Here is an 18,518-nt window from a genome sequence, read left to right as displayed (position 1 = left end):
CACCCAGCCCGTAGCCCGCCGCCGCGCCCACCGGAATGGCGATGTAGAAGAACGCGAGCATCCGGGTGCGCTGCTCGCGCGGGTACAGGTCCGAGATGATGCTCGGCGCCACCGCGCCATAGCCCGCCTCGCCGATGCCAATCACCGCGCGCGCGACGAGCAACGCGATGAAGGACGTGGCCAGTCCACTCGCCCCCGTCGCGAGGCTCCACAGCAACACCCCGCCCGCCACCAGCAGCCGGCGTGGATACCTGTCACCCAGGAAGCCACCCACCGGGGAAGCCAGCATGAACACCACGATGAACATGGTGCCCAGCAGCCCCGCCTGGGTGTCGTTGATGCCGAACTCCTTCTGGATGCCCGGCAACGCCACCGCGACGATGTACCGGTCCAGGTAGTTGACCAGGTTGATGAGCGTGAGGACGAGCAGCGCGTAGCCGGCATTCGCCGCGGGAGCGATGGGCGCGGTGGTCGGGGAAGGGGAGAGGCTCACGGAAGACGTGCTCATGACCGGGCCGCCCCGGCTCCGAAGCGGTGCGCGAGCAGTCCCCACCTCAAGCCCCTGTCACTCACGCGGCAGCCGTCCAATCCCAGGGCCTTCACCGACTCCAGCAGGATGATGGCGCCCGCGGGGATGACGTCCGCGCGCTTGGGCTGCATGCCCGGCAGCGCTCTGCGCTCTTCCAGTGGCATCTGGCACAGCCGGTCCGCCAGCGCGGTCAGCTCGCCCACGGACAGCGTGCCGCCATGCACCCGCTCCGCGTCATACGGGTCGATGGCGTGTCGCACCGCGTACAGCGTCGTCACCGTGCCCGCGACGCCCACCAGCCCCGAGGCGGGAGGTGGAGGGGGCAGCGTCTTGAAGGTGTCGCGCAGGTGCGACTCGATGCGCGCCCGGTCCTCGGGGGACATCGGGTCGGAGCGCACGAAGCGCTCGGTGAGCCGCACCGCGCCCACGTCGAAGCTGTGGCGGAACTCCACGTGGCCCGCGGGGTTGCCGAAGATGAACTCCGTGGAGCCTCCGCCGATGTCCAGCACCAGCAGGGGCCCCGCCGCCTCGCCCGCGAAGTCCGAATACACCGCGGCGAAGGACAGCTGCGCCTCCAGTTGCCCGGAGATGATTTCCACCGTGACGCCCGCGCGCTCCTTCGCGGCGGAGAGGAACTCCGCGCCGTTGCTCGCGTCGCGTGCCGCGCTGGTGGCGGACACCGCGATGTCCTCCGCGCCCAGTTCCCGCGCCTCGCGCGCGAAGGCCTCCAGCACCGAAAGCGTGGCCTCCATGCCCTCCGCCGACAGCCGACGGGTAGCGTCCACACCACGGCCCAGCCGGGTGATTTCCGCGCGCTCCCGGACGGCCTCGAAGCGGCCCTCCGCCGTGCGTTCCGCGACCAGCAACAGCACGGAGTTGGTACCGATATCGATGGTGGCGAATCGCGGCATGCGCGCAAGCCTACTCAACGCAGGAGCGCTTCCAAAGCGTCCGCCAGCGCCCGGTACTCCTCTGCCGTGTTGTAGAGCTGCGCGGACACCCGGACGTGACGGTGGGGCGGCTTGGGCCAGGCGACGATGGGCACCTCGATGCGGTACTCGTCGAACAGGCGAAGGTGGACCGGGTCCAGGTAGAGGGGCGGCTCGGGCTGCTCCGGGTAGCCCGCGGGCAGGGTGACCACCGCCATGCTGCCCACCATGTCCTCGGGGCAGGCGGGGGCGGTCTTCATCCGCTCGCACAGCAGTGCGCGCGCGGCCAGGGCCTTGCTCCGGTTGGCCGCCATCACCTCGGGCCAGCCTCCGGGTAGCAGGCCACCCACCACTCGCAGCGCTTCCGGGACACAGAGCGCGGCGGTGGGGTCCATGGTCCCCGTCCAGTCGAAGAGGAGCCGGAAGCGGGAGCGGTCCGTGCGGGGCGAGTTGCGCCCATGGCTCACCGCCAGGGGCGTCATGCCCTCCTGCAGGTCGCGGCGCACGTGGAGGAAGGCCGCGCCCTTGGGAGCGCACAGCCACTTGTGGCAGTTGCCCGTGTAGTAGCCCGAGCCCAGCGAGCGCAGCGACAGGGGCACCATGCCCGGCCCGTGCGCGCCGTCCACCAGCGTCTCGATTCCCTTGGCTCGCAGCTCGGAGATGAGCCGGGCCAGGGGCATCACCAGCGCCGTCTGGCTGGAGACGTGGTCCACCAGGAACAGGCGCGTGCGGGGCGTCACATGCGCGAGCACCACGTCCACGATGGACTGCGCGGAAGTCACGGGCCAGGGGAGCTTCGCCACCACGACCTTCGCGCCCCACTGCGCCGCGACGAAGTCCAGCGCGTTGCGACTGGCGTTGTATTCGTGGTCCGTGGTGAGCAGCTCGTCACCCGGCTCGAAGCGCAGCGAGCGCAGCACCGTGGTGACGCCGCTGGTGGCGTTGGCGACGAAGGACACGTCCTCCGCATCCGCGTCGACGAAGTCGGCGAGCGTGGCCCGGGCCTCGTCCAGCAGCGGCTCGATTTCGCGGTGGAGGAAGCGGACGGGCTCCGCCTCCATGCGCGCGCGCAGCTCCGACTGCTTCTGGAGCACGGCGGTGGGGCATGCACCGAAGGAGCCGTGGTTGAGGAACAGGACCTCGGGGTCCAGTCCCCAGTGGGAACGGAAGGGGGCGCTCATGCGCGGGAACTGGACCCGAGCACGCGCCCCCTGTCAACGCGCCACGAGTCCTACGGCTGCGCGTCCGCGAGCGGCGCCCAGTCGGGCGTCAACAGCGTGCCCTTCTCCGCCCGGAGGGGGAGCTGGTTGTTGCCGTCCGCAGTCATCACGAACAGCTGCGAGCCGCCTGCCCGGGTGGTGGAGAAGAGCACCAGCCGACCGTTGGGCGAGAAGGCGGGCTCCTCGTTGTTGCCCTGGTCCTGCGTCAGGCGCGTCACCTTGCCCGACTCGACGTGGATGGTGAACAGGTCGAACGCGTTGCGCTCGTCGCGCGCGGTGAAGACGATGAGGTCGCCGCGCGGAGACCAGTCCGGCGTCTGGTTGTAGTTGCCCTGGAAGGTGAGGCGCCGCACGCCCGAGCCATCCGCGCCCATGATGTAGATTTGAGGGCTGCCACCCCGGTTGGAGACGAAGGCGATGCGCTTGCCGTCGGGCGACCACGCGGGGCTGGTGTTGAGGCCGTAGGGCGTGTCGGTGATGGCCTTCGCGCCGCTGCCGTCGGCGCCGGACACGTAGATTTGCGCGCTCTCTCCCTCGGCCAGCGAGTACGCCAGCCGCTTGCCGTCCGGAGAGAAGGCGCCACCGGTGGCCATCTGCCCGGCGGAGACCACCGAGCGGGCTTCGCCACCCGGACGCTGCACCCAGATGTCCGGCCGGTTCTTCCGGTAGGACGTGTACGCCACCTGCGCGCCGTCCTGGCTCAGCGAGGGGAGGATGTTGATGCCGCCCTTGGTGAGCGACACGGGATTGCCGCCGTCCCAGTCCGCCACCACCACGTCGCGGTTGTTGCCCGCCTTGCGCACGTAGGTGATGCGCGACAGGAAGGGGCTGGGCTCGCGGGTGAAGTGCCGGTACAGCGCGTCCGCCAGCCGGTGGGCCAGCAGCGACGGGTTGTTGGCCGGCGCGTCCTTGGCGACCTTGAGGTCCTCGCGGCCGGTGCCCACGTTGAACAGGCGCAGCTCGCCGCGCAGCGTGCCCGCGTCGTCCGCGAGCGACACCTTGACGAGCGCCTCGGCGCCCACGTCCGCCCAGCGGCTGAAGGTGATGGTGCCGGCGGCCATGCCTTCCTTGGGGTCGGCCGTGAAGCTCTTGCGGTCCAGCACCTGGAGGATGCCGGAGGCCACGAGGTCGAAGTTGAACGCCGTGTCGAACGTGTTGGCCTGCGCCTTGGCACCCTCGTTCTGGGTGATGGGCGCGGGGACCGCCACGGGCAGCGGGCGGAAGTTGGCGCCGGAGATTTCGATGGTCGGCGTCTGGGCGAATGCCGCGAGCGGCACGAGGACGAGGGAGAGGAGCAGGGCTTTCATAGGGCGTTGAACATCAGGTTGACGCCGTTCTTCTGCAGCGCGTCTCGGAGGTGGTCGGGAGGAGGCGAGAAGGGTGAGGCCTTGCGCACGGCGTTGAGGACCGCCGCGTCGAACAAATCATTGCCACTGGGCTTGGTGAGGCTCACGTCCAGCACCTCGCCCGAGCGGCCCAGGCGCAGCGCGACGAGCGCCTTGAGGTGCAGGCGCTCCGATTCGGGGATGGTGTCCGCGACGCTGTAGTTGCGCCGCACCTGTGCCTGGAGCATCCCGAAGTAGCGCTCGCCCTCGGCGGTGGCCGAGTCGCCGTCCGCGTCTCCATCCTCGGCGCCCTCGGGCTCTTCTTCCGGCGACGCCTTGGCCGTCTTGTCGAAGGCGCCGAAGAGCCGCTTGCGGCGGTCCTCGCCTTCCTTCTCACCCTTCACGGGCGTGGGCTTGGGCGCGGAGGAGGGCTCCGGCTTGACGCCGGGGATGGGCACCGCGACGGCGGCGGAGGACGGCGGAGGCGGCGCTTCAGGCGCGGGCTTGGGCGCGTTCACCTGCTTGGGCGGCGGTGGCGGCTGCTCCTTGCGCGGCAGGAGCTTGGCGTCGCGAGGCTTGCCCAGGCGCACCAGCGTGGCGCGGATGGGCTGCGCCGTGAGGTCCACCGGGGGCGATGCGTTGAAGCGCGCATACAGCACTGCGGCGAGCAGCAGGGCGATGTGCCCCACCACCGACGCGATGACGAACGGCGACACCCGCGCGGAGCGATTGACGAGCAGGCTGTGGCTCACCGCGGAGTGCATGGGCTAGCGCTTCGCCTCCTTCGGCTTCTTCGAGGTCGACGAGGTGTTGGACGTCTTGGCCCCCGTGGAAGGGTCCGTGATCATCCCCACATTGTTGATGCCCGCCCGCTGCGCGGCCGCCATGACCTCCACGACGGTGCCGTAGGGCACGTCCCGGTCGGCGTGGAGGAACACTTCTTTATCGGCCTGCACCTTGGCGTTGGCGGCGAGCTTCGCCTCCAGCTCCTCCAGGGGCACCTCGGCGTCGCCGATGTAGACCTTCTTGCCCGCGTCGATGGAGAGGACCACCTTCTTCTCCGTGGCCTCCACGGGCGCGGCCTTGGTCTCCGGCAGGTTCACCTTCACGCCCTGCTGGATGAGGGGCGCGGTCACCATGAAGATGATGAGCAGCACCAGCATCACGTCCACCATGGGCGTGACGTTGATCTCGCTCATCGTGGTGCGGCCACCACTGCGATTGCCTCCGCCCATTCCCATGGTCGCGCCCGCCTAGCGGAAGAAGTGACGCTTGATGATGTTGAGGAAGTCCGCGGAGAAGTTCGACATCTCCGTGTCGAACACCTTGATGCGGCTGACGAACGAGTTGTAGGCGACCACGGCCGGAATCGCCGCGAACAGGCCCGCCGCCGTGGCGAACAGCGCGTTGCCCACTGGCGCCGCCACCGTGGCCAATGTCGCATTGCCCTGCTCGGCGATTTGATTGAAGGCGCTGAGGATTCCGATGACGGTGCCGAAAAGGCCCACGAAGGGCGAGGCCGCGCCGACGGTGCCCAGGAACGACACCCGCGCCTCCAGCTCCGTGATTTGCGACGTGGAGGCCCGCATCAGCGCGCGCTCCACGTTCTCGATTCCGCCCAGCCGCTCCGCCATGGCGCCCTCGGCGCCGCCTTCCTTGGCCTGGGCCAGCTTGGACAGCTCCTCGTAGCCGGCGCAGAAGACCTTGGACAGGGGCGAGGCGTCGAGCTTCTGGGCCGTCTGGTAGATGGCCTCCAGCCGGGACGCCTTCCAGAAGGTGTCGAGGAAGGTGAGAGACTGTGCGCGGGCCTTGGCGAGCTGGGTGGCCTTCATGGCGATGAGGGCCCAGGAAGCCACGGAGACACCCATCAGGAGCAGCAGGACGGCCAGCTCGATGAAGGAAGCGTCGCGGATGATCTCCACGTAGTTCATGGCGCCAAGCGCCAGGGGCAGGTGGGGCGTCATGAGGTGGAGCGCGTAACACTCCGCTACAACTGGGTCAAACAAACGGGGACGGGGGCCGGTTGCCTGCTTGAAGTTGCTTGGCCGTACGGATGAATAATTCCCGGAGAGGGTCGTCAGAGGTGACTGAAACGGGCCGAACACCTCAACACCCCACGGACAGGTTGCCCCCCATGAACTCCAGACTGCTGGTCGCTCTCCTCTGCCTGGCGGCGGTCTCCACCGGCTGCATCATCCACGGCGAAGACGACTACGACGAGCCCATCTACCCGGGCGACGCGACGTTCCGCTGGACCTTCGGCGGACTGCGCTGCGACGAGGACCGCGACATCAAGGGCGTCAACATCACGATTCCCGGTGAACGGCTGGCCAACGACGGCCAATACGCGTGTCAGGCCAACGGCTTCGACGGCATCGTCCTCCACGACTTCGCGCCGGGCATCTACAGCTTCAACGTGGAGGCGATCAGCTACACCAACGAGGTGCTCTACGAGGCGAGCGGCACCTTCCGCGTGGATGGCGACGTGACGGTGAGCATCGACCTCGCGCCGCTGGGCGCCCCGCCGTCCTTCGCGTACGTGAACTGGCTGTTTCCGGCGAACTCCAGCAGCGGCAACCCGAACTGCAACCAGGCGGGTGTGGCCTTCGTGGATGCCCGGGTGGATGGTGGGCAGTGGGCGCGCTTCGACTGCACGGCGGGCCATGGCGGCAACAGCGTGAAGACGCCGTACCTGGACCCGGGTGAGCACGACCTGGAGCTGGTCGCCCTCGACTCGCAGCAGCGCACGCTGTACGCCCACAGCGGGCGGTTCTCCACCCGCTACGGCGAGCCGACGTCGTACACCGCCACCCTTCGCACCACGAGCAGCGGCGCCACCATTCGCTGGGAGTTCGTGGAGGGGTCGAGCAGGCTGGGCTGCGGGCAGGCCGGCGTGACGCACGTGGAGGCCCGCATCGATGGGGGCGAGTGGGTCCGCTTCAGCTGCTCGGAGGGCAGCTCGGGCGCCAGCGTCACCACGCCCACGCTGAACGCCGGCAACCATGACCTGCAGTTGGTGGCCGTCGATGGACAGAACCGTCCCTGGTATTATTACAGCGCGCAGTTCTCGATTCAGTCCGGCGAGACGAAGCAGGTGCTGGCCCCGATGTGGGTGATTGGCGGGGCGTCCATCAAGTGGGAGCTGCGCGCCGGTGGCTCCGCGCTGAGCTGCTCGCAGGCGGGCATCACCGAGGTGGCCATCAACTTCCGCGATGTCTTCACTGGGGAGCTGGTGTACGGCATCGTCGGTGACCGGCACGGCTGCAACGACGCGCCGGTGGTCTACGAGTTCCTCCGCCCGGGCCGCTACGAGGTGGAGATGTACGCGAAGGCCGGCAACGGCACGGAGTACTTCTCGGTGAACGACAGCGTGTTCATCAATGTCGATGGCCACGTATTCCCGGGAGCGAGCAGCGCCGCGCTGGTGTCGCTGTTCCCGTAGTCGAGCCCGCTCGCTCGTGGGGTGAAGAAGAGGGTCGGGGCCACGTGCCTCGGCCCTCTTCGCGTTGCGGGGGAGCCCGTGGCGTTGGCATCAAACGTGATAGGGACACCGGACATGCGGCAAGGCAGCCACAGTCCCATTGGCGTATTTGATTCAGGTGTCGGAGGGCTCACGGTCCTCAAGTCCCTCATGGAGCACCTCCCCCACGAGAGCACGGTGTATCTGGGGGACACGGCCCGGGTGCCCTACGGCACCAAGTCCGGCGAGGTGGTGACGCGCTACTCGCTGAAGAACGCGGAGTTCCTGCTGGAGCGCGGCATCAAGCTGCTGGTGGTGGCGTGCAACACGGCCTCCGCCGCGGCCCTGCCCGCGCTGGAGGCGGCGCTGCCGGTGCCGGTGGTGGGCGTCATCCAGCCAGGAGCCCAGGCGGCCCTGGAGCGCACGCGAGGCGGCGGAGTGGGCGTCATCGGTACGCCGGGCACCATCCGCTCCGGGGCCTATCAGCGCGCCCTGGAGACGGCGAACCCCGGGGTGCGGGTGAAGGCCCGCGCCTGTCCGCTCTTCGTGCCGCTGGCGGAGGAGGGATGGACCACGGGCGACGTGCCCCTGCTGACGGCGCGTGAGTATCTGGGGGAGTTCGCCCGGGAAGGCGTGGACACGCTCGTCCTGGGCTGCACGCACTACCCGCTGCTCAAGGGCGTCATCGCGGAGGTGGTGGGGCCCCAGGTCGCGCTGGTGGACTCGGCGGAGGCCACCGCGCTGGCGGTGGCGGCGCTGCTGGCTCGCAAGGAGCTGCTGGCGCCCGCGACGACGCGTGCCCCGTCTCACGCGTACTACGTGACCGACGTTCCCGAGCGCTTCATGGAAGTGGGGGCGAGGTTCCTCGGCAGGCCCATCGATGCCGCCGAGCAGGTCGACCTGAAGTTCTGAGTCCCTAAGAGTCGGGGGAGGCGCTCCGCGCGACAGGCGGGCCTCACCCCTCGGCGGTCCATCGCGTGGACCTCGCTCGAGTCATCGGAACACGGGCGTCTTCCGCCCGTGGGCCGGCTCAGGCGGACGGGCGGGTGGTGGCCGTGGCGGGCGGGGCTTCTTCCTGCGTGGTGGCCTTGGTGAGCAGCTCCTTGGCGGCCTGGACGACGGGAGCCTCGGCGGCGACCTGGGCCTCCACGAGCGCGCGGGCGGCCTCGTCACCGATGTCGTCCTCGCGCGGCACCAGTCCGGTGACACGCGTCACGAGGCGCTCCGCCAGGGGGAAGAAGTGCACCAGGTTGAGCGGCCAGTTCAGCCAGCCCACGGTGATGCAGTAGTACTTATTGAAGGGCGCGGTGTGGTGGATGCGGTGGTGCGCCGGCGGCAGGATGAGGTGCACGCGCTGCAGGAAGCCGATGATGGCCGGCGGCGAGTCCATGTGCGACCACTTGTGGAACTGGTTGGTCGCCATCACCCAGAAGATCATCGCGCCCAGGAAGCTGGCGCAGAACACCCAGCCGGAGCTGCTCAGCGGCATGGACACCGCGGCCACGGCCACGGGAAGGGAGATGAGGCAGTTGTTGCCGTTGGTCTCCACGAAGTCGTGGCGGGTGATGGCCTTCTCGTCGACGTGGTGCTCGCGGAACGGGCGGATGAGGGCCTTGCCCAGAATCGGCATCTCCGTGGAGCCCCACGTGTCGCCCATCCAGTGGACGAAGCCGGAGACGAAGTCCGCGGCGAGGTAGCCCAACAGCACCGCGCCCAGGAGCAGCCACGGGCCGCCATGCGGGTTGTTGTAGAGCCGGTACACCAGGAACAGCTCCAGCGCGATGAAGCTGACGATGGCGCCAATCTCCATGGCGCGGATGGCGGGTGAGTAGCCTCCGGCCAGGACCTGGGCGTCCTGGAGGCGAACCTTGTTCTTGATCTCGTTCGTCTTCTTCATCCGTGGAGTCCTGGACGTTGGCGCCGCTGACCACCGCACCGCATGTTCTGTACGTACCCCAGCCGCTTTCGGCTTTTCAACGGACCGGGGTCGCGTTCTCACATGAAGGGTGGGCTGCATGGCAGGCGGGCGTCGTCCGCAAGAAATGCGCGGGGTCAGCGGCCAGGCTCCCCTGGCGCGACATGCGGGGTTGACGCTTACCTTGTGTCGTGGGGAAGCGGCTGGTACGGTCCGCCCACTCGGCAATGACGAAAACCTTCGAGAAGGCCGTCACCGGCTTCAACCACAACATCAAGCACAAGGGGAAGGTTTACCACGTCCAGACCGAGGACTCGGGCGTCAACAATCCCCACATCATCACCCACCTGTTCGTGGGCGGTAACATCCTCGCGTCCAAGAAGACGTCCTACTCGGACATCCTCAACGCGGAGAATCTGGCGGAGGTCGTCCGTGAGTTGATGGAGGAGCAGCACAAGGAGATGCTGCGCAACCTCATCAACAACGTGTACGACAACTTCGAGTCCACGGTCCGGCACTATCAGCCCGGTCAGCTGGCCTCGGAGGCTGAACAGGCCCACGCGAAGCTGCAGCCCGGTCAGCCGATGGCGCCCAAGCCGGTCGTCGTCGCTCCCGTCGCGCCCCTGCCTCCCGCGCTTCCCCCCGAGGTCGCCGCTGCTCGCGCCTTGAAGGAGAAGCCGAAGATCAACGAGGTCGGCGTCGAGACGCTGTTCGGAGAGGACCTCATCTCCGAGAAGAGCCTCGACGAGGTCATCCTCAGCTACCTCGCCGGAGAAGGCGACCAGTAGCCCCCCAGCTCCCCGGTGGCGTCTCGCCCCGGGAGCGCGGTGTCGGCCAGTCGACAGTTCCAGACTAGGGCAGCACCCACCGCACCCACGTGGCTCCGTACACCGTGAGCACCGCGGCGGCGAGCAGGTCCAGCAGCACTCCCACGCGCATCATCACCGGCAGGCGCACCACTCCGCTGCCGAAGACGATGGCGTTGGGCGGCGTGCCCGCGGGCAGGGCGAAGTCGCACGAGGCCGCGAAGGTGCTCACCGCCAGCAGGGGCCGCGAGGCGGGCAGCACGTTGAGCATGACGTTCGTCGTGGCCGTGTTGGACGCGATGGCCGACAGCAGGATGGTGGCGCTGGCGACCACGCCGTGCTGCACCAGGACTGGCAGCGACTCCAGGCCGGACAGCCGTGAGGTCATCCACGAGGCCAGGCCACTGGCCTCGATGCCCGCCGCCAGCGCGAAGCCGCCGCCCAGCAGGAGCAGCGTGTCCCAGGGCACGCGCCGCAGGGCCGCCACGGACAGACGCCCCAGTACGAGCAGCGTCAGCGCGCCGACCATCGCCACCATGGCCTCGTAGTGCTTGCCCCCCAGCTTGAAGCCGTTGAAGGCGTGGGCCACGGGGCCGGCGAGCACCTGGCGCAGCGGGTCGCCGAAAATCCACAACAACGCCGCCACGAAGAAGACGAGGCCCACCGTGCGCTCCCCCCGTGAGAGGGGGCCCAACTGGGCCAGCTCGCGGTCGATGACGTCCCCGCCCTGGCCGGGTCCCATCTTGTCGCGACGGGCCCACCTCCACAGCACAGCCCACGTCAGCGGCAGGAAGATGAGGACGAAGGGGAGGGCCGCGACCATGTACTCGACGAAGCCCACGTCGGTGCCCAGCCGGCGCGACACCACGCCCGCGAAGACGGAATTGGTGGGGCTGCCAATCTTGGTGCCGATGCCGCCGATGTTGGAGCCGTACGCGACGGCCAGCATGAGCGCCGCGCCGAAGTGCTCCAGGGGGCGTCCCTCCGCGGCGCGGAGCTGGGAGAGCAGCGCCATGCCAATGGGCACCATCATCACCGCCGTGGCGGTGTTGGAAATCCAGAGCGACACGGCGGCGGTGGCCGCGAGCATGCCGAACAGCAGCCGCTCCGGCCCGGTGCCGACGGCGCGCATGATGAGCAGGGCGATTCTCCGGTGCAGGCCCCACTGCTCCATGCCCGCGCCCAGGGCCATGCCTCCCATGAAGAGGAAGATGTAGGGGTCCAGGAAGGGCAGGGTGGCGCGCCCCACCGCGACGGCGACGTTGTCCGTGTCGAAGACGCCCAGCAGTGGAAAGAGCGCCACGGGGAGCACCGCCGTCCACGCCATGGGGACGGCCTCGGTGAACCACCAGAGGGCCATCCACGCGGCGACGGCGGCCGCGGCGGCGGGGCGGTGGTCCAGGCCCGGCAGGGTGTGGAGACCGGAGGGAATCCCGTAGATGAGGGCGGCGGCCACGGGCCCGGCGATGCGTCCCACCCACTGTCCCGTTGTCGCACGCCGCACGGCCTGCTCGCTCATAAGGCGTGGCACCGTCGCACAGGTGGCGCCGGGGGTGGGAGGGGAAAGCCCCGGCTGCGGCCCGGCGTGCGTGGGGCGCTCCCGCCCGGCCGTGGTAGGTTGGCGCTCTCCCGCGCCGCGCCATGATTCAATTCTTCCACGTCTACAAGGCGTATCCCGGTGATCCGCCGGTGCTCTCGGACATCAACCTCAGTGTGGAGAAGGGCGAGTTCGTGTTCCTCACGGGCCCTTCCGGCGCGGGGAAGACGACGCTGCTCAAGCTCATCTTCTGCGCGGAGAAAGCCACCAAGGGGCAGATTCTGGTGGGGGGCCGCAACATCGCCCGCATCCGTGAGTCCGCCGTGCCGTACCTGCGCCGCAACATCGGCGTCGTGTTCCAGGACTTCAAGCTGCTGCCGCACCGGACGGTGGAGGACAACGTGTCCTTCACGCTGGACGTGCTGGGCGTGCCGCGCACGGAAGCGCGCGACAAGGTGCGGCGGATGCTGAAGCTGGTGGGTCTGGAGCACAAGGCGGACTCGTTCCCCCTGCGCCTCTCCGGTGGAGAGCAGCAGCGCGTGGTCATCGCGCGGGCGCTGGTCAATGACCCGACCATCCTCCTGGCGGACGAGCCCACCGGTAACCTGGACCCCGCGCTCACCGTCGAAATCATGGACCTGCTCACCCAGGTGAACATCCGAGGCACCACGGTGGTGGTGGCCACGCACGACGCCACGCTGCTGTCGCGCTACCAGAAGCGCACGGTGGGCCTGGAGCGCGGGCAGATTGTCTCCGACGAGGACGGCGTCAAGGCGGCGCGACGGATGGTGGTATGAGCGCGCTGGCGAAGACGCGGTACTTCTGGCGCTCGGCGGCGGTGGGGCTCAAACACTCGCCCTTCGTGCACTTCATCGCGGTGACCACCATCGCCATCGCCCTGTTCTCCGCGGGGCTCGCGCGGGGCAGTGCGCGGGTGTTGGACAACCTGCTTGCGTCGTTGGGCGGCGAAGTCGAAGTCACGGTGTATCTGGCACCGGAGCTGGGGCAGGACGAGGCGCATGGCGTGCGCGCCCGCGTCGAGGAGCTCAGCCAGGGCCAGGTGACGCTGGTGCCTCCGGATGCCGCGCTGGAGCGGCTTCGCACCGAGCTGGGCGATTTGGGCGAGGCCCTGTCGGAGCTGCCGGAGAACCCGCTGCCCGCGGCGCTGGAGCTGCGTGTTCCTCCGGAGCAGCGCACGCCCGAGGCGCTCCAGGCCCTGGCGAAGGAGCTGCGCGCGCTGCCCGGGGTGTCCGGCGTGGACTACGGAGAGCAGGCCGTGGAGCGACTGACGGCCATCGCCCGGGCCCTGCGCTTCGGCGCGCTGGTGGCCTTCGTGGTGGTGCTGGGCGCCACCGTGGTCATCGTCGCGGCCACGCTCCAGCTCGCCATCTATTCGCGGCGCGAGGAGATTGAAATCCAGAAGCTGGTCGGCGCCACGGACCGCTTCGTCAAGGCGCCCTTCCTGCTGGAGGGACTGCTCCAGGGGTTGCTCGGTGCGGGTGTGGCGTTGCTCGGGCTGTGGGCCTTTGGTCGGCTGGTGGGGCCCACGCTGGGCTCGCTGTTCGCGTTCCTGCTGGGCCCGGGTGTCGCCGCGCCATGGGTGGAGCCGCGATTGGTGCTGGAATTGGTGGGCGCGGGGTGCGGCCTGGGGCTGGGCGGCAGCTTCGTCGCGGTGGGTCGTTTCCTGCGCGTATGAGCCGCTCCTTCGTCCTCACCCTGGCGCTGGTGCTGGCCGGCCTCCCCGCGCACGCGCAGAAGCTGGAGGAGGCGGAGCAGTCCGCGCTGCGCGAGAAGCTCGCAGCCCAGCGCGCGACGCTGGCGCTCGTCGAGTCGAAGAAGCTCACGGTGCTCGAGGGCCTGGAGCTGATGGAGGAGATGGTCGCCTTCTCCCGGCGGCGCGTGCGGGCCCTGGAGGCGGACCTCGCGGTGTTCCGCAAGCGCGTCATCCTGGCCGAGCGCGAGGAGGTGCTGCTGCGCGAGGCGCTGCGCGTGCAACTGCGGCGACTGTCCCCCCGGCTGCGCACCCTCTACCGCGTCATGCGACGGCGGCCGCTGGAGGTGCTCCTGTCGGCGGAGGACTTCGCCGCGCTGGTGTGGCGGGCCCGCGCGCTGGAGGCGAGCATGTCGGGCGATTTGGACCTGCTGCGCGGCGTGCAGCGCGTGGCGCACCTACAACGGCAGTCCACGCTCGAGCTGAAGCGGCTCCAGACCTCGCTCGCCGCGCGGGTCACCTTCCTCCAGGAACAGGAGCGGCTGGCGCGCGCGCAGCACGAGGCGCTCGAGGAAGTGGTGGGCTCGCTCGCGGGCGAGGCCGAGCTGGCCCGTCGCGCGGTGAAGGAGCTGGAGCAGGCGGACGCGGAGCTGACCCTGGTGGTGCGCGAGCTGAAGGAAGCCCCCGCCACGCACGGCTTCGGAGCCCTGCGCGGCAAGCTGCCACAGCCCACGCGCGGCATCATCGAGGTGGCGTTCGGCAAGGTCGTCAACCCGCGCTTCAACACCGTCACCGTGCAGAAGGGGCTCGACATCCGCGCCGCCACCGGGACGCCCGTGGTCGCCGTCGCCGATGGCACCGTCGTCTATGCGGGCTCGCTGCGGGGCTACGGCAACCTGCTCATCGTCGACCACGGCGACGGCTACCACACGCTCATGGCCCACCTGTCCGTCATCGCCCTGGAGCTGGGCGCCGCCGTGGCCTCCGGTGAGGTGGTGGGCGAGGTGGGTGACACGGGCTCGCTCAAGGGCTCGTACCTCTACTTCGAGGTCCGGAAGTCCGGGCAGGCCGTCGACCCCGGACCCTGGCTGGCCCCCGTGCAATGACGCGTTGCGGCGAAGCGGTTCGTGCCTTGTTATCCTGAGGCAACAGACTCCCACCACGAGAGGAGCAGGCGAGCGCATGGACCTCATGGGCGGAATGCAGAAGGCGGTACGGCGCGTGCTGGTGGCGCGAGGTGTCCAGTCCTCGACAGTCGATGTCGGGGGGCAGTCGGTGCACTTCTACTCGCTGAAGGGGCAGGGGAAGGGGCCGCCGGTGGTGCTGGTGCACGGACTGGGCGGCTCGGCCAATGGCTTCGGCCGCACCTTCTTCGGCCTGGCGAAGCGCTTCTCGCGTGTCGTCGCGCCCGACCTGCCAGGGCACGGCTTCTCCACCGAGTACTGCGGTGGGCAGGTCTGCGTGCGCAACCAGTTCGAGGTGCTGCGCGCCTTCGTGGAGCAGGAGGTGAAGGAGCCGGCCTTCGTCGTCGGCAACTCGCTGGGCGGAGCGATGGCGGTGAGCCTCGCGTCGGAGTATCCCCAGTGGGTGCGCGCGCTGGTGCTGGTGGCTCCAGCGGGCGCGGAGCTGCCGGTGGAGGAGAGCACCGCCCTGCTCAACTCCTTCAAGGTGGGCACGCCCGCGGAGGCCCGCGCCTTCACGAGGCGCCTGTTCCACCAGGCCCCGCTGCCCGCGCTGCTCCTGGCGACCGAGCTGCGCCGCTTCTATGACACACCCACCGTGAAGGCCCTCACCGCCGAGGCGATGTCCACCCGGCTCAGCCTGGAGCCAGAAGCGGTGCGCAAGCTGTCCATGCCGGTGCTGTTCCTCTGGGGTGGCAGCGAGCGGCTGTTGCCGTCACGCTCCCTGGACTGGTTCCGCGCCCACCTGCCGGCGCACGCGCAGGTGCGGGTGGTCCAGGGCTTCGGGCACGTGCCGCAGATGGAGCGTCCGGACGAGCTGGTGTCGCACCTGGTGCGCTTCGCGGATGCGTCGAGCCTCTGAGGGCCGGGTGTAGACTGGGACGCCCTTCGAGCCTCACCGCGAAAGGACGTACCGACGTGACGGGTCTCCACCAGCCATGGCGCGCGGCGCTGGCCGCGCTCCTCCTCCTGTCTTGGCCCTCGGCCGCGGAAGAGAAGAAGGACGCGGCTGTGCGGTCCTCCGCTTCCAGCGCGGTACGGGCGGAGAAGGACGACGCCACCTACCGACAGCTGGAGACCTTCGCTCGCGTGCTGTCGTACGTGGAGAACAACTACGTGGAGGGGCCGGACCAGGAGCGGCTCATCTACGGCGCCATCCAGGGCATGCTCGACACGTTGGACCCGCACACCGTCTTCATGCCGCCGGAGGTCTTCCGCGAGATGAAGATCGACACCTCGGGCGAGTGGGGTGGGCTGGGCATCGAAATCGCGCGCAAGAACGACCGCATCGTCGTCGTGGCTCCCATCGACGACACGCCGGCGGCGCGCGCGGGAATCAAGGCGGGCGACGAGCTGGTGGGCATCGACGGCGAGAGCACGCGGGGCATGGACGTGGGGCGGGCCATGCAGAAGATGCGAGGGCCCGCGGGGGGACGCGTGCTCTTGAGCATCCTGCGGCACGGCTTCAGCGCGCCTCGCGAAATCGCCATCATCCGGGACCACATCCGCATCGTCTCCGTGGAGAGCGAGCTCTACGGCGGCTTCGGCCACGTCAAGGTGAAGAACTTCCAGGAGCGCACGGACCTGTACCTGCGCAAGGAACTCGACAGGCTGCGCGGCCTCAACGGTGGCAAGGAGCTGCGCGGCGTGGTGCTCGACCTGCGCAACAACCCGGGCGGCCTGTTGGACCAGGCGGTGGCGGTGAGTGACCGCTTCCTGCCGGGCAACCTGCCCATCGTCTCCACCCGGGGACGTGACGGTCGCAACTCCACCGAGGAGCGCAGCAAGGACCGCGACACGGAGAAGAACTACCCCCTCGTCGTGCTGGTCAACGCGGGCAGCGCGTCCGCGTCCGAAATCGTGGCCGGCGCGCTCCAGGACCACGGCCGCGCCACCGTCCTGGGCACGCAGACGTTCGGCAAGGGCAGCGTCCAGACGGTCATCGAGTTGGAGGATGGCTCCGGCCTGAAGCTGACCATCGCCCGCTACTACACACCCAAGGGCCGCAGCATCCAGGAGCGGGGCATCACCCCCGACTACGTCGTGCCGGACGAGCCGGGTGGCAAGCCGGGCCGTGAGACGCCGCGCGAGAAGGACCTCCAGCGTCACTTCCGCGCCGAGTCCACCGCCACCTCCGAGTCGTCCTCTTCCGCGCCTCGCGGCCTGCCCGAGAACCTCGCGCCGTGGGACGCCACCGCGGCCCTCAAGGACTATCCGCTCAAGGTCGCCCTCGAGTATCTCAACGGCCTCAGCGCCGTTTCGGGGCGCCCTCCGGCTCGCGCCGAGGGTCGTTGAAGACACCTTCCCCCTTGCATTTCGGCGAGACCTCCGTTTGATGGCGGGCGGACAAAGGTGAACGAGTGATGCGACCTTCGAGCAATCGCGCGATGCACGCGGCCCTCAGCGGGTGGTTGGTGGGCATGCTGGCCGTCGGCCCCGCCGCCGCGCAGTCGAGCCTCCCCCTCCGACTGACTCCCCGAGCAGTACCCACCGCCTCACCGTCCTCCGTGACGGTGGTGGCCATCTCGCTGGATGCGACATCACGAACGGAGGCGGCGCGGCTGGCGTACTGGGCGGAGCAGTCGGTGGCGCGCTCCGGACGGCTGGACCTGGTGCGGTTGTCGGACGCGCTGGACGCGCAGGGCAAGGCGGCGCGCGAGGCGAAGGCCGCCGAGGGCGCGTCGGCCATGAAGGACGGCCAGACGGCGTATGACGAGCTGGACACGCAGAAGGCGCTCCAGCAGTTCGAGGCGGCCGCGCGCGCGTTCGAGGCGAGTGACTTGTCGCGCAACTTCGGCGACCTGAGCCGCGCCCGGGTGATGAAGGCGGCCTCGCAGGTGGCCAACGGCGAGGGCACGGCGGCGCAGTTGGAGATTCGCGCGGTGCTGGCGGTGGACCCCCGCGCCCAGTTCTCGCCCAACTTCTTCCCGCCGGACGACATGGCCTTCGTGGACAAGGAGCGCAAGGCGGCGCTGGCCGGCTCCACCGCGACGCTCTCGGTGCGCACCGAGCCCGTGCCCGCGCAGGTGTACGTGGACGGCCAGTTCCGTGGCGTGTCGCCGGTGGACCTCAAGGGGCTGACGCCCGCGGACCACTACGTGACGGTGATGGCGCCGGGCTTCGAGGTGGAGCAGCGCCGGGCACGCGAGGGCGAGACGACGCTCACGCTGGCTCCCGCCGCTTCCATGCGCGCGCTCCAGACGCTGACCGAGCGCATCGTGCGCAAGCCGGAGGGGCCGGAGCGTGACCTGGCCCTGCGCGAGTTGGGCACGCTCGCGGGCGTGTCCCAGGTGCTGGCCCTGCTGGTTCGCGGTGGCACGGGCACCGCTCCGCTCCAGGTGACGGGCCTGCGGCTCGACGTCGCGGACGGACACAACCTGGCCTACGCGCTGGGACCGGTTCCCGCGGGCGAGACGATGGCGACGGGCTCCGACGCGCTCTTGTCCTCACTGGTGGGCGCCGACACGGCCCGGCTCGCTGGCAACAAGCCGGTGACCCACTTCGCGAGCGGCGGTGGCTCCAACCGCAAGACGCTGGGCTATGTGCTGATGGCCACCGGCGTGGCGCTCTTGGCGGGCGGCATCTACTTCGGCATGGAGGCGTCCTCGAAGGAGGATGACTTCCGACGCGCGCCGCAGACGAGCCCCCGGGCTCAGGACTTCAAGGACACGGGCAAGACGTACGCGCTGGTCGCGGACATCGGGCTGCTCACGGGCGCGGTCGCCGCGGGCCTCGGCGGCTACTTCGCCTTCTCCGGTGGCGGCAGCGGTGGCGGTGACTCCAAGCCCACCCCCGCGCCGGCGCCCGCACCCAAGCGTTCGCGTGCCACGCCGCCCCCCAAGTCCGACTCCAAGAGCGATTCGTTGAGCATGCCTCCGCCCCCCAAGGGCACCAGGCCCGTGGGC

Annotated in this window: 18 protein-coding genes; 9 read left to right on the top strand and 9 right to left on the bottom strand. The window is 69.5% G+C overall.

Going from position 1 to position 18,518, the window contains the following annotated elements; translation table 11 throughout:
• The 7 genes from HR086_RS31560 to HR086_RS31530 all read right to left on the bottom strand — a co-directional run.
• A partial coding sequence (locus tag HR086_RS31560) for an MFS transporter (protein ID WP_174467499.1) occupies positions 1 to 508 on the bottom strand: 508 nt, incomplete at its 3' end.
• Positions 505 to 1,440 (bottom strand): Ppx/GppA phosphatase family protein, encoded by a 936-nt coding sequence (locus tag HR086_RS31555; protein WP_174467498.1) that lies wholly within the window; start codon positions 1,438 to 1,440, stop codon positions 505 to 507. The genes HR086_RS31555 and HR086_RS31560, both read right to left, overlap by 4 nt.
• Positions 1,441 to 1,454: 14 nt before the next feature.
• Positions 1,455 to 2,639, bottom strand: coding sequence for an aminotransferase class V-fold PLP-dependent enzyme (locus HR086_RS31550; protein WP_174467497.1), 1,185 nt, complete (start codon positions 2,637 to 2,639; stop codon positions 1,455 to 1,457).
• A gap of 50 nt (positions 2,640 to 2,689) precedes the next feature.
• Positions 2,690 to 3,985: an LpqB family beta-propeller domain-containing protein gene (locus HR086_RS31545; RefSeq protein ID WP_141642869.1), complete on the bottom strand. Its 1,296-nt coding sequence runs from the start codon at positions 3,983 to 3,985 to the stop codon at positions 2,690 to 2,692.
• Positions 3,982 to 4,767, bottom strand: a complete 786-nt coding sequence (locus HR086_RS31540) for an energy transducer TonB (protein ID WP_174467496.1) — start codon at positions 4,765 to 4,767, stop codon at positions 3,982 to 3,984. The genes HR086_RS31545 and HR086_RS31540 overlap by 4 nt, the downstream gene beginning before the upstream one ends.
• Before the next feature lie 3 nt (positions 4,768 to 4,770).
• Positions 4,771 to 5,244 carry a protein TolR gene (tolR, locus tag HR086_RS31535; RefSeq protein ID WP_141642867.1) on the bottom strand — a complete coding sequence of 158 codons (474 nt, stop codon included), beginning with the start codon at positions 5,242 to 5,244 and terminating at the stop codon, positions 4,771 to 4,773.
• A gap of 12 nt (positions 5,245 to 5,256) precedes the next feature.
• Positions 5,257 to 5,967 (bottom strand): MotA/TolQ/ExbB proton channel family protein, encoded by a 711-nt coding sequence (locus HR086_RS31530; RefSeq protein WP_141642866.1) that lies wholly within the window; start codon positions 5,965 to 5,967, stop codon positions 5,257 to 5,259.
• Between the two features lie 170 nt (positions 5,968 to 6,137).
• On the opposite strand from HR086_RS31530, the gene HR086_RS31525 reads away from it, so the two are divergent.
• Positions 6,138 to 7,445 (top strand): hypothetical protein, encoded by a 1,308-nt coding sequence (locus HR086_RS31525; protein WP_174453038.1) that lies wholly within the window; start codon positions 6,138 to 6,140, stop codon positions 7,443 to 7,445.
• Between the two features lie 114 nt (positions 7,446 to 7,559).
• The gene (murI, locus tag HR086_RS31520) at positions 7,560 to 8,375 is read left to right on the top strand and encodes a glutamate racemase (RefSeq protein WP_174453039.1); all 816 of its coding nucleotides are present in this window, start codon (positions 7,560 to 7,562) and stop codon (positions 8,373 to 8,375) included.
• Positions 8,376 to 8,493: 118 nt separating this feature from the next.
• Here murI and carF read toward each other — a convergent pair whose 3' ends face one another.
• Positions 8,494 to 9,360, bottom strand: a complete 867-nt coding sequence (gene carF, locus HR086_RS31515) for a plasmanylethanolamine desaturase (RefSeq protein WP_174467495.1) — start codon at positions 9,358 to 9,360, stop codon at positions 8,494 to 8,496.
• Between the two features lie 245 nt (positions 9,361 to 9,605).
• Here carF and HR086_RS31510 point away from each other — a divergent pair, with 245 nt between their 5' ends.
• Entirely contained in the window at positions 9,606 to 10,166 is a 561-nt protein-coding gene (locus tag HR086_RS31510) for a nickel-dependent hydrogenase large subunit (RefSeq protein ID WP_141642862.1), read from the top strand.
• Between the two features lie 64 nt (positions 10,167 to 10,230).
• On the opposite strand, the gene HR086_RS31505 is transcribed toward HR086_RS31510, so the two are convergent.
• A complete protein-coding gene (locus HR086_RS31505) occupies positions 10,231 to 11,688 on the bottom strand; it encodes a DASS family sodium-coupled anion symporter (RefSeq protein WP_373564380.1) in 1,458 nt (485 codons plus the stop codon).
• Between the two features lie 137 nt (positions 11,689 to 11,825).
• On the opposite strand from HR086_RS31505, the gene ftsE reads away from it, so the two are divergent.
• The 6 genes from ftsE to HR086_RS31475 form a co-directional block, all read left to right on the top strand.
• Complete coding sequence (gene ftsE / locus HR086_RS31500) at positions 11,826 to 12,518, top strand: cell division ATP-binding protein FtsE (RefSeq protein ID WP_174461555.1); 693 nt, start codon at positions 11,826 to 11,828, stop codon at positions 12,516 to 12,518.
• On the top strand, positions 12,515 to 13,417 hold the full coding sequence (locus HR086_RS31495) for an ABC transporter permease (protein ID WP_141642859.1): 903 nt from the start codon (positions 12,515 to 12,517) through the stop codon (positions 13,415 to 13,417). The genes ftsE and HR086_RS31495 overlap by 4 nt, the downstream gene beginning before the upstream one ends.
• Positions 13,414 to 14,538 carry a murein hydrolase activator EnvC gene (locus HR086_RS31490; protein WP_174467493.1) on the top strand — a complete coding sequence of 375 codons (1,125 nt, stop codon included), beginning with the start codon at positions 13,414 to 13,416 and terminating at the stop codon, positions 14,536 to 14,538. The genes HR086_RS31495 and HR086_RS31490 overlap by 4 nt, the downstream gene beginning before the upstream one ends.
• A gap of 76 nt (positions 14,539 to 14,614) precedes the next feature.
• On the top strand, positions 14,615 to 15,475 hold the full coding sequence (locus HR086_RS31485; RefSeq protein ID WP_141642857.1) for an alpha/beta fold hydrolase: 861 nt from the start codon (positions 14,615 to 14,617) through the stop codon (positions 15,473 to 15,475).
• Positions 15,476 to 15,531: 56 nt separating this feature from the next.
• Positions 15,532 to 16,908, top strand: coding sequence for a S41 family peptidase (locus HR086_RS31480; RefSeq protein WP_174467492.1), 1,377 nt, complete (start codon positions 15,532 to 15,534; stop codon positions 16,906 to 16,908).
• A gap of 68 nt (positions 16,909 to 16,976) precedes the next feature.
• The coding region (locus tag HR086_RS31475) for a PEGA domain-containing protein (RefSeq protein WP_174467491.1) at positions 16,977 to 18,518 on the top strand (1,542 nt) is incomplete at its 3' end.

This window comes from Myxococcus sp. CA039A, assembly GCF_013336645.1.
Classification (GTDB): domain Bacteria; phylum Myxococcota; class Myxococcia; order Myxococcales; family Myxococcaceae; genus Myxococcus; species Myxococcus llanfairpwllgwyngyllgogerychwyrndrobwllllantysiliogogogochensis.
The sequence above is the reverse complement of the archived record's forward strand: the minus strand, read 5'-3'. Positions and strand labels throughout refer to the sequence as shown.

What these genes read in the sequence shown, in the direction of transcription:
- HR086_RS31530 (WP_141642866.1), bottom strand. Translation starts at nt 5,967, where the DNA reads ATGACGCCCCACCTGCCCCTGGCGCTTGGCGCCATGAACTACGTGGAG.
- carF (WP_174467495.1), bottom strand. Translation starts at nt 9,360, where the DNA reads ATGAAGAAGACGAACGAGATCAAGAACAAGGTTCGCCTCCAGGACGCC.
- HR086_RS31555 (WP_174467498.1), bottom strand. Translation starts at nt 1,440, where the DNA reads ATGCCGCGATTCGCCACCATCGATATCGGTACCAACTCCGTGCTGTTG.
- HR086_RS31510 (WP_141642862.1), top strand. Translation starts at nt 9,606, where the DNA reads ATGACGAAAACCTTCGAGAAGGCCGTCACCGGCTTCAACCACAACATC.
- ftsE (WP_174461555.1), top strand. Translation starts at nt 11,826, where the DNA reads ATGATTCAATTCTTCCACGTCTACAAGGCGTATCCCGGTGATCCGCCG.
- HR086_RS31495 (WP_141642859.1), top strand. Translation starts at nt 12,515, where the DNA reads ATGAGCGCGCTGGCGAAGACGCGGTACTTCTGGCGCTCGGCGGCGGTG.
- HR086_RS31485 (WP_141642857.1), top strand. Translation starts at nt 14,615, where the DNA reads ATGGACCTCATGGGCGGAATGCAGAAGGCGGTACGGCGCGTGCTGGTG.
- HR086_RS31540 (WP_174467496.1), bottom strand. Translation starts at nt 4,767, where the DNA reads ATGCACTCCGCGGTGAGCCACAGCCTGCTCGTCAATCGCTCCGCGCGG.
- murI (WP_174453039.1), top strand. Translation starts at nt 7,560, where the DNA reads ATGCGGCAAGGCAGCCACAGTCCCATTGGCGTATTTGATTCAGGTGTC.
- HR086_RS31490 (WP_174467493.1), top strand. Translation starts at nt 13,414, where the DNA reads ATGAGCCGCTCCTTCGTCCTCACCCTGGCGCTGGTGCTGGCCGGCCTC.
- HR086_RS31550 (WP_174467497.1), bottom strand. Translation starts at nt 2,639, where the DNA reads ATGAGCGCCCCCTTCCGTTCCCACTGGGGACTGGACCCCGAGGTCCTG.
- HR086_RS31545 (WP_141642869.1), bottom strand. Translation starts at nt 3,985, where the DNA reads ATGAAAGCCCTGCTCCTCTCCCTCGTCCTCGTGCCGCTCGCGGCATTC.
- tolR (WP_141642867.1), bottom strand. Translation starts at nt 5,244, where the DNA reads ATGGGAATGGGCGGAGGCAATCGCAGTGGTGGCCGCACCACGATGAGC.
- HR086_RS31525 (WP_174453038.1), top strand. Translation starts at nt 6,138, where the DNA reads ATGAACTCCAGACTGCTGGTCGCTCTCCTCTGCCTGGCGGCGGTCTCC.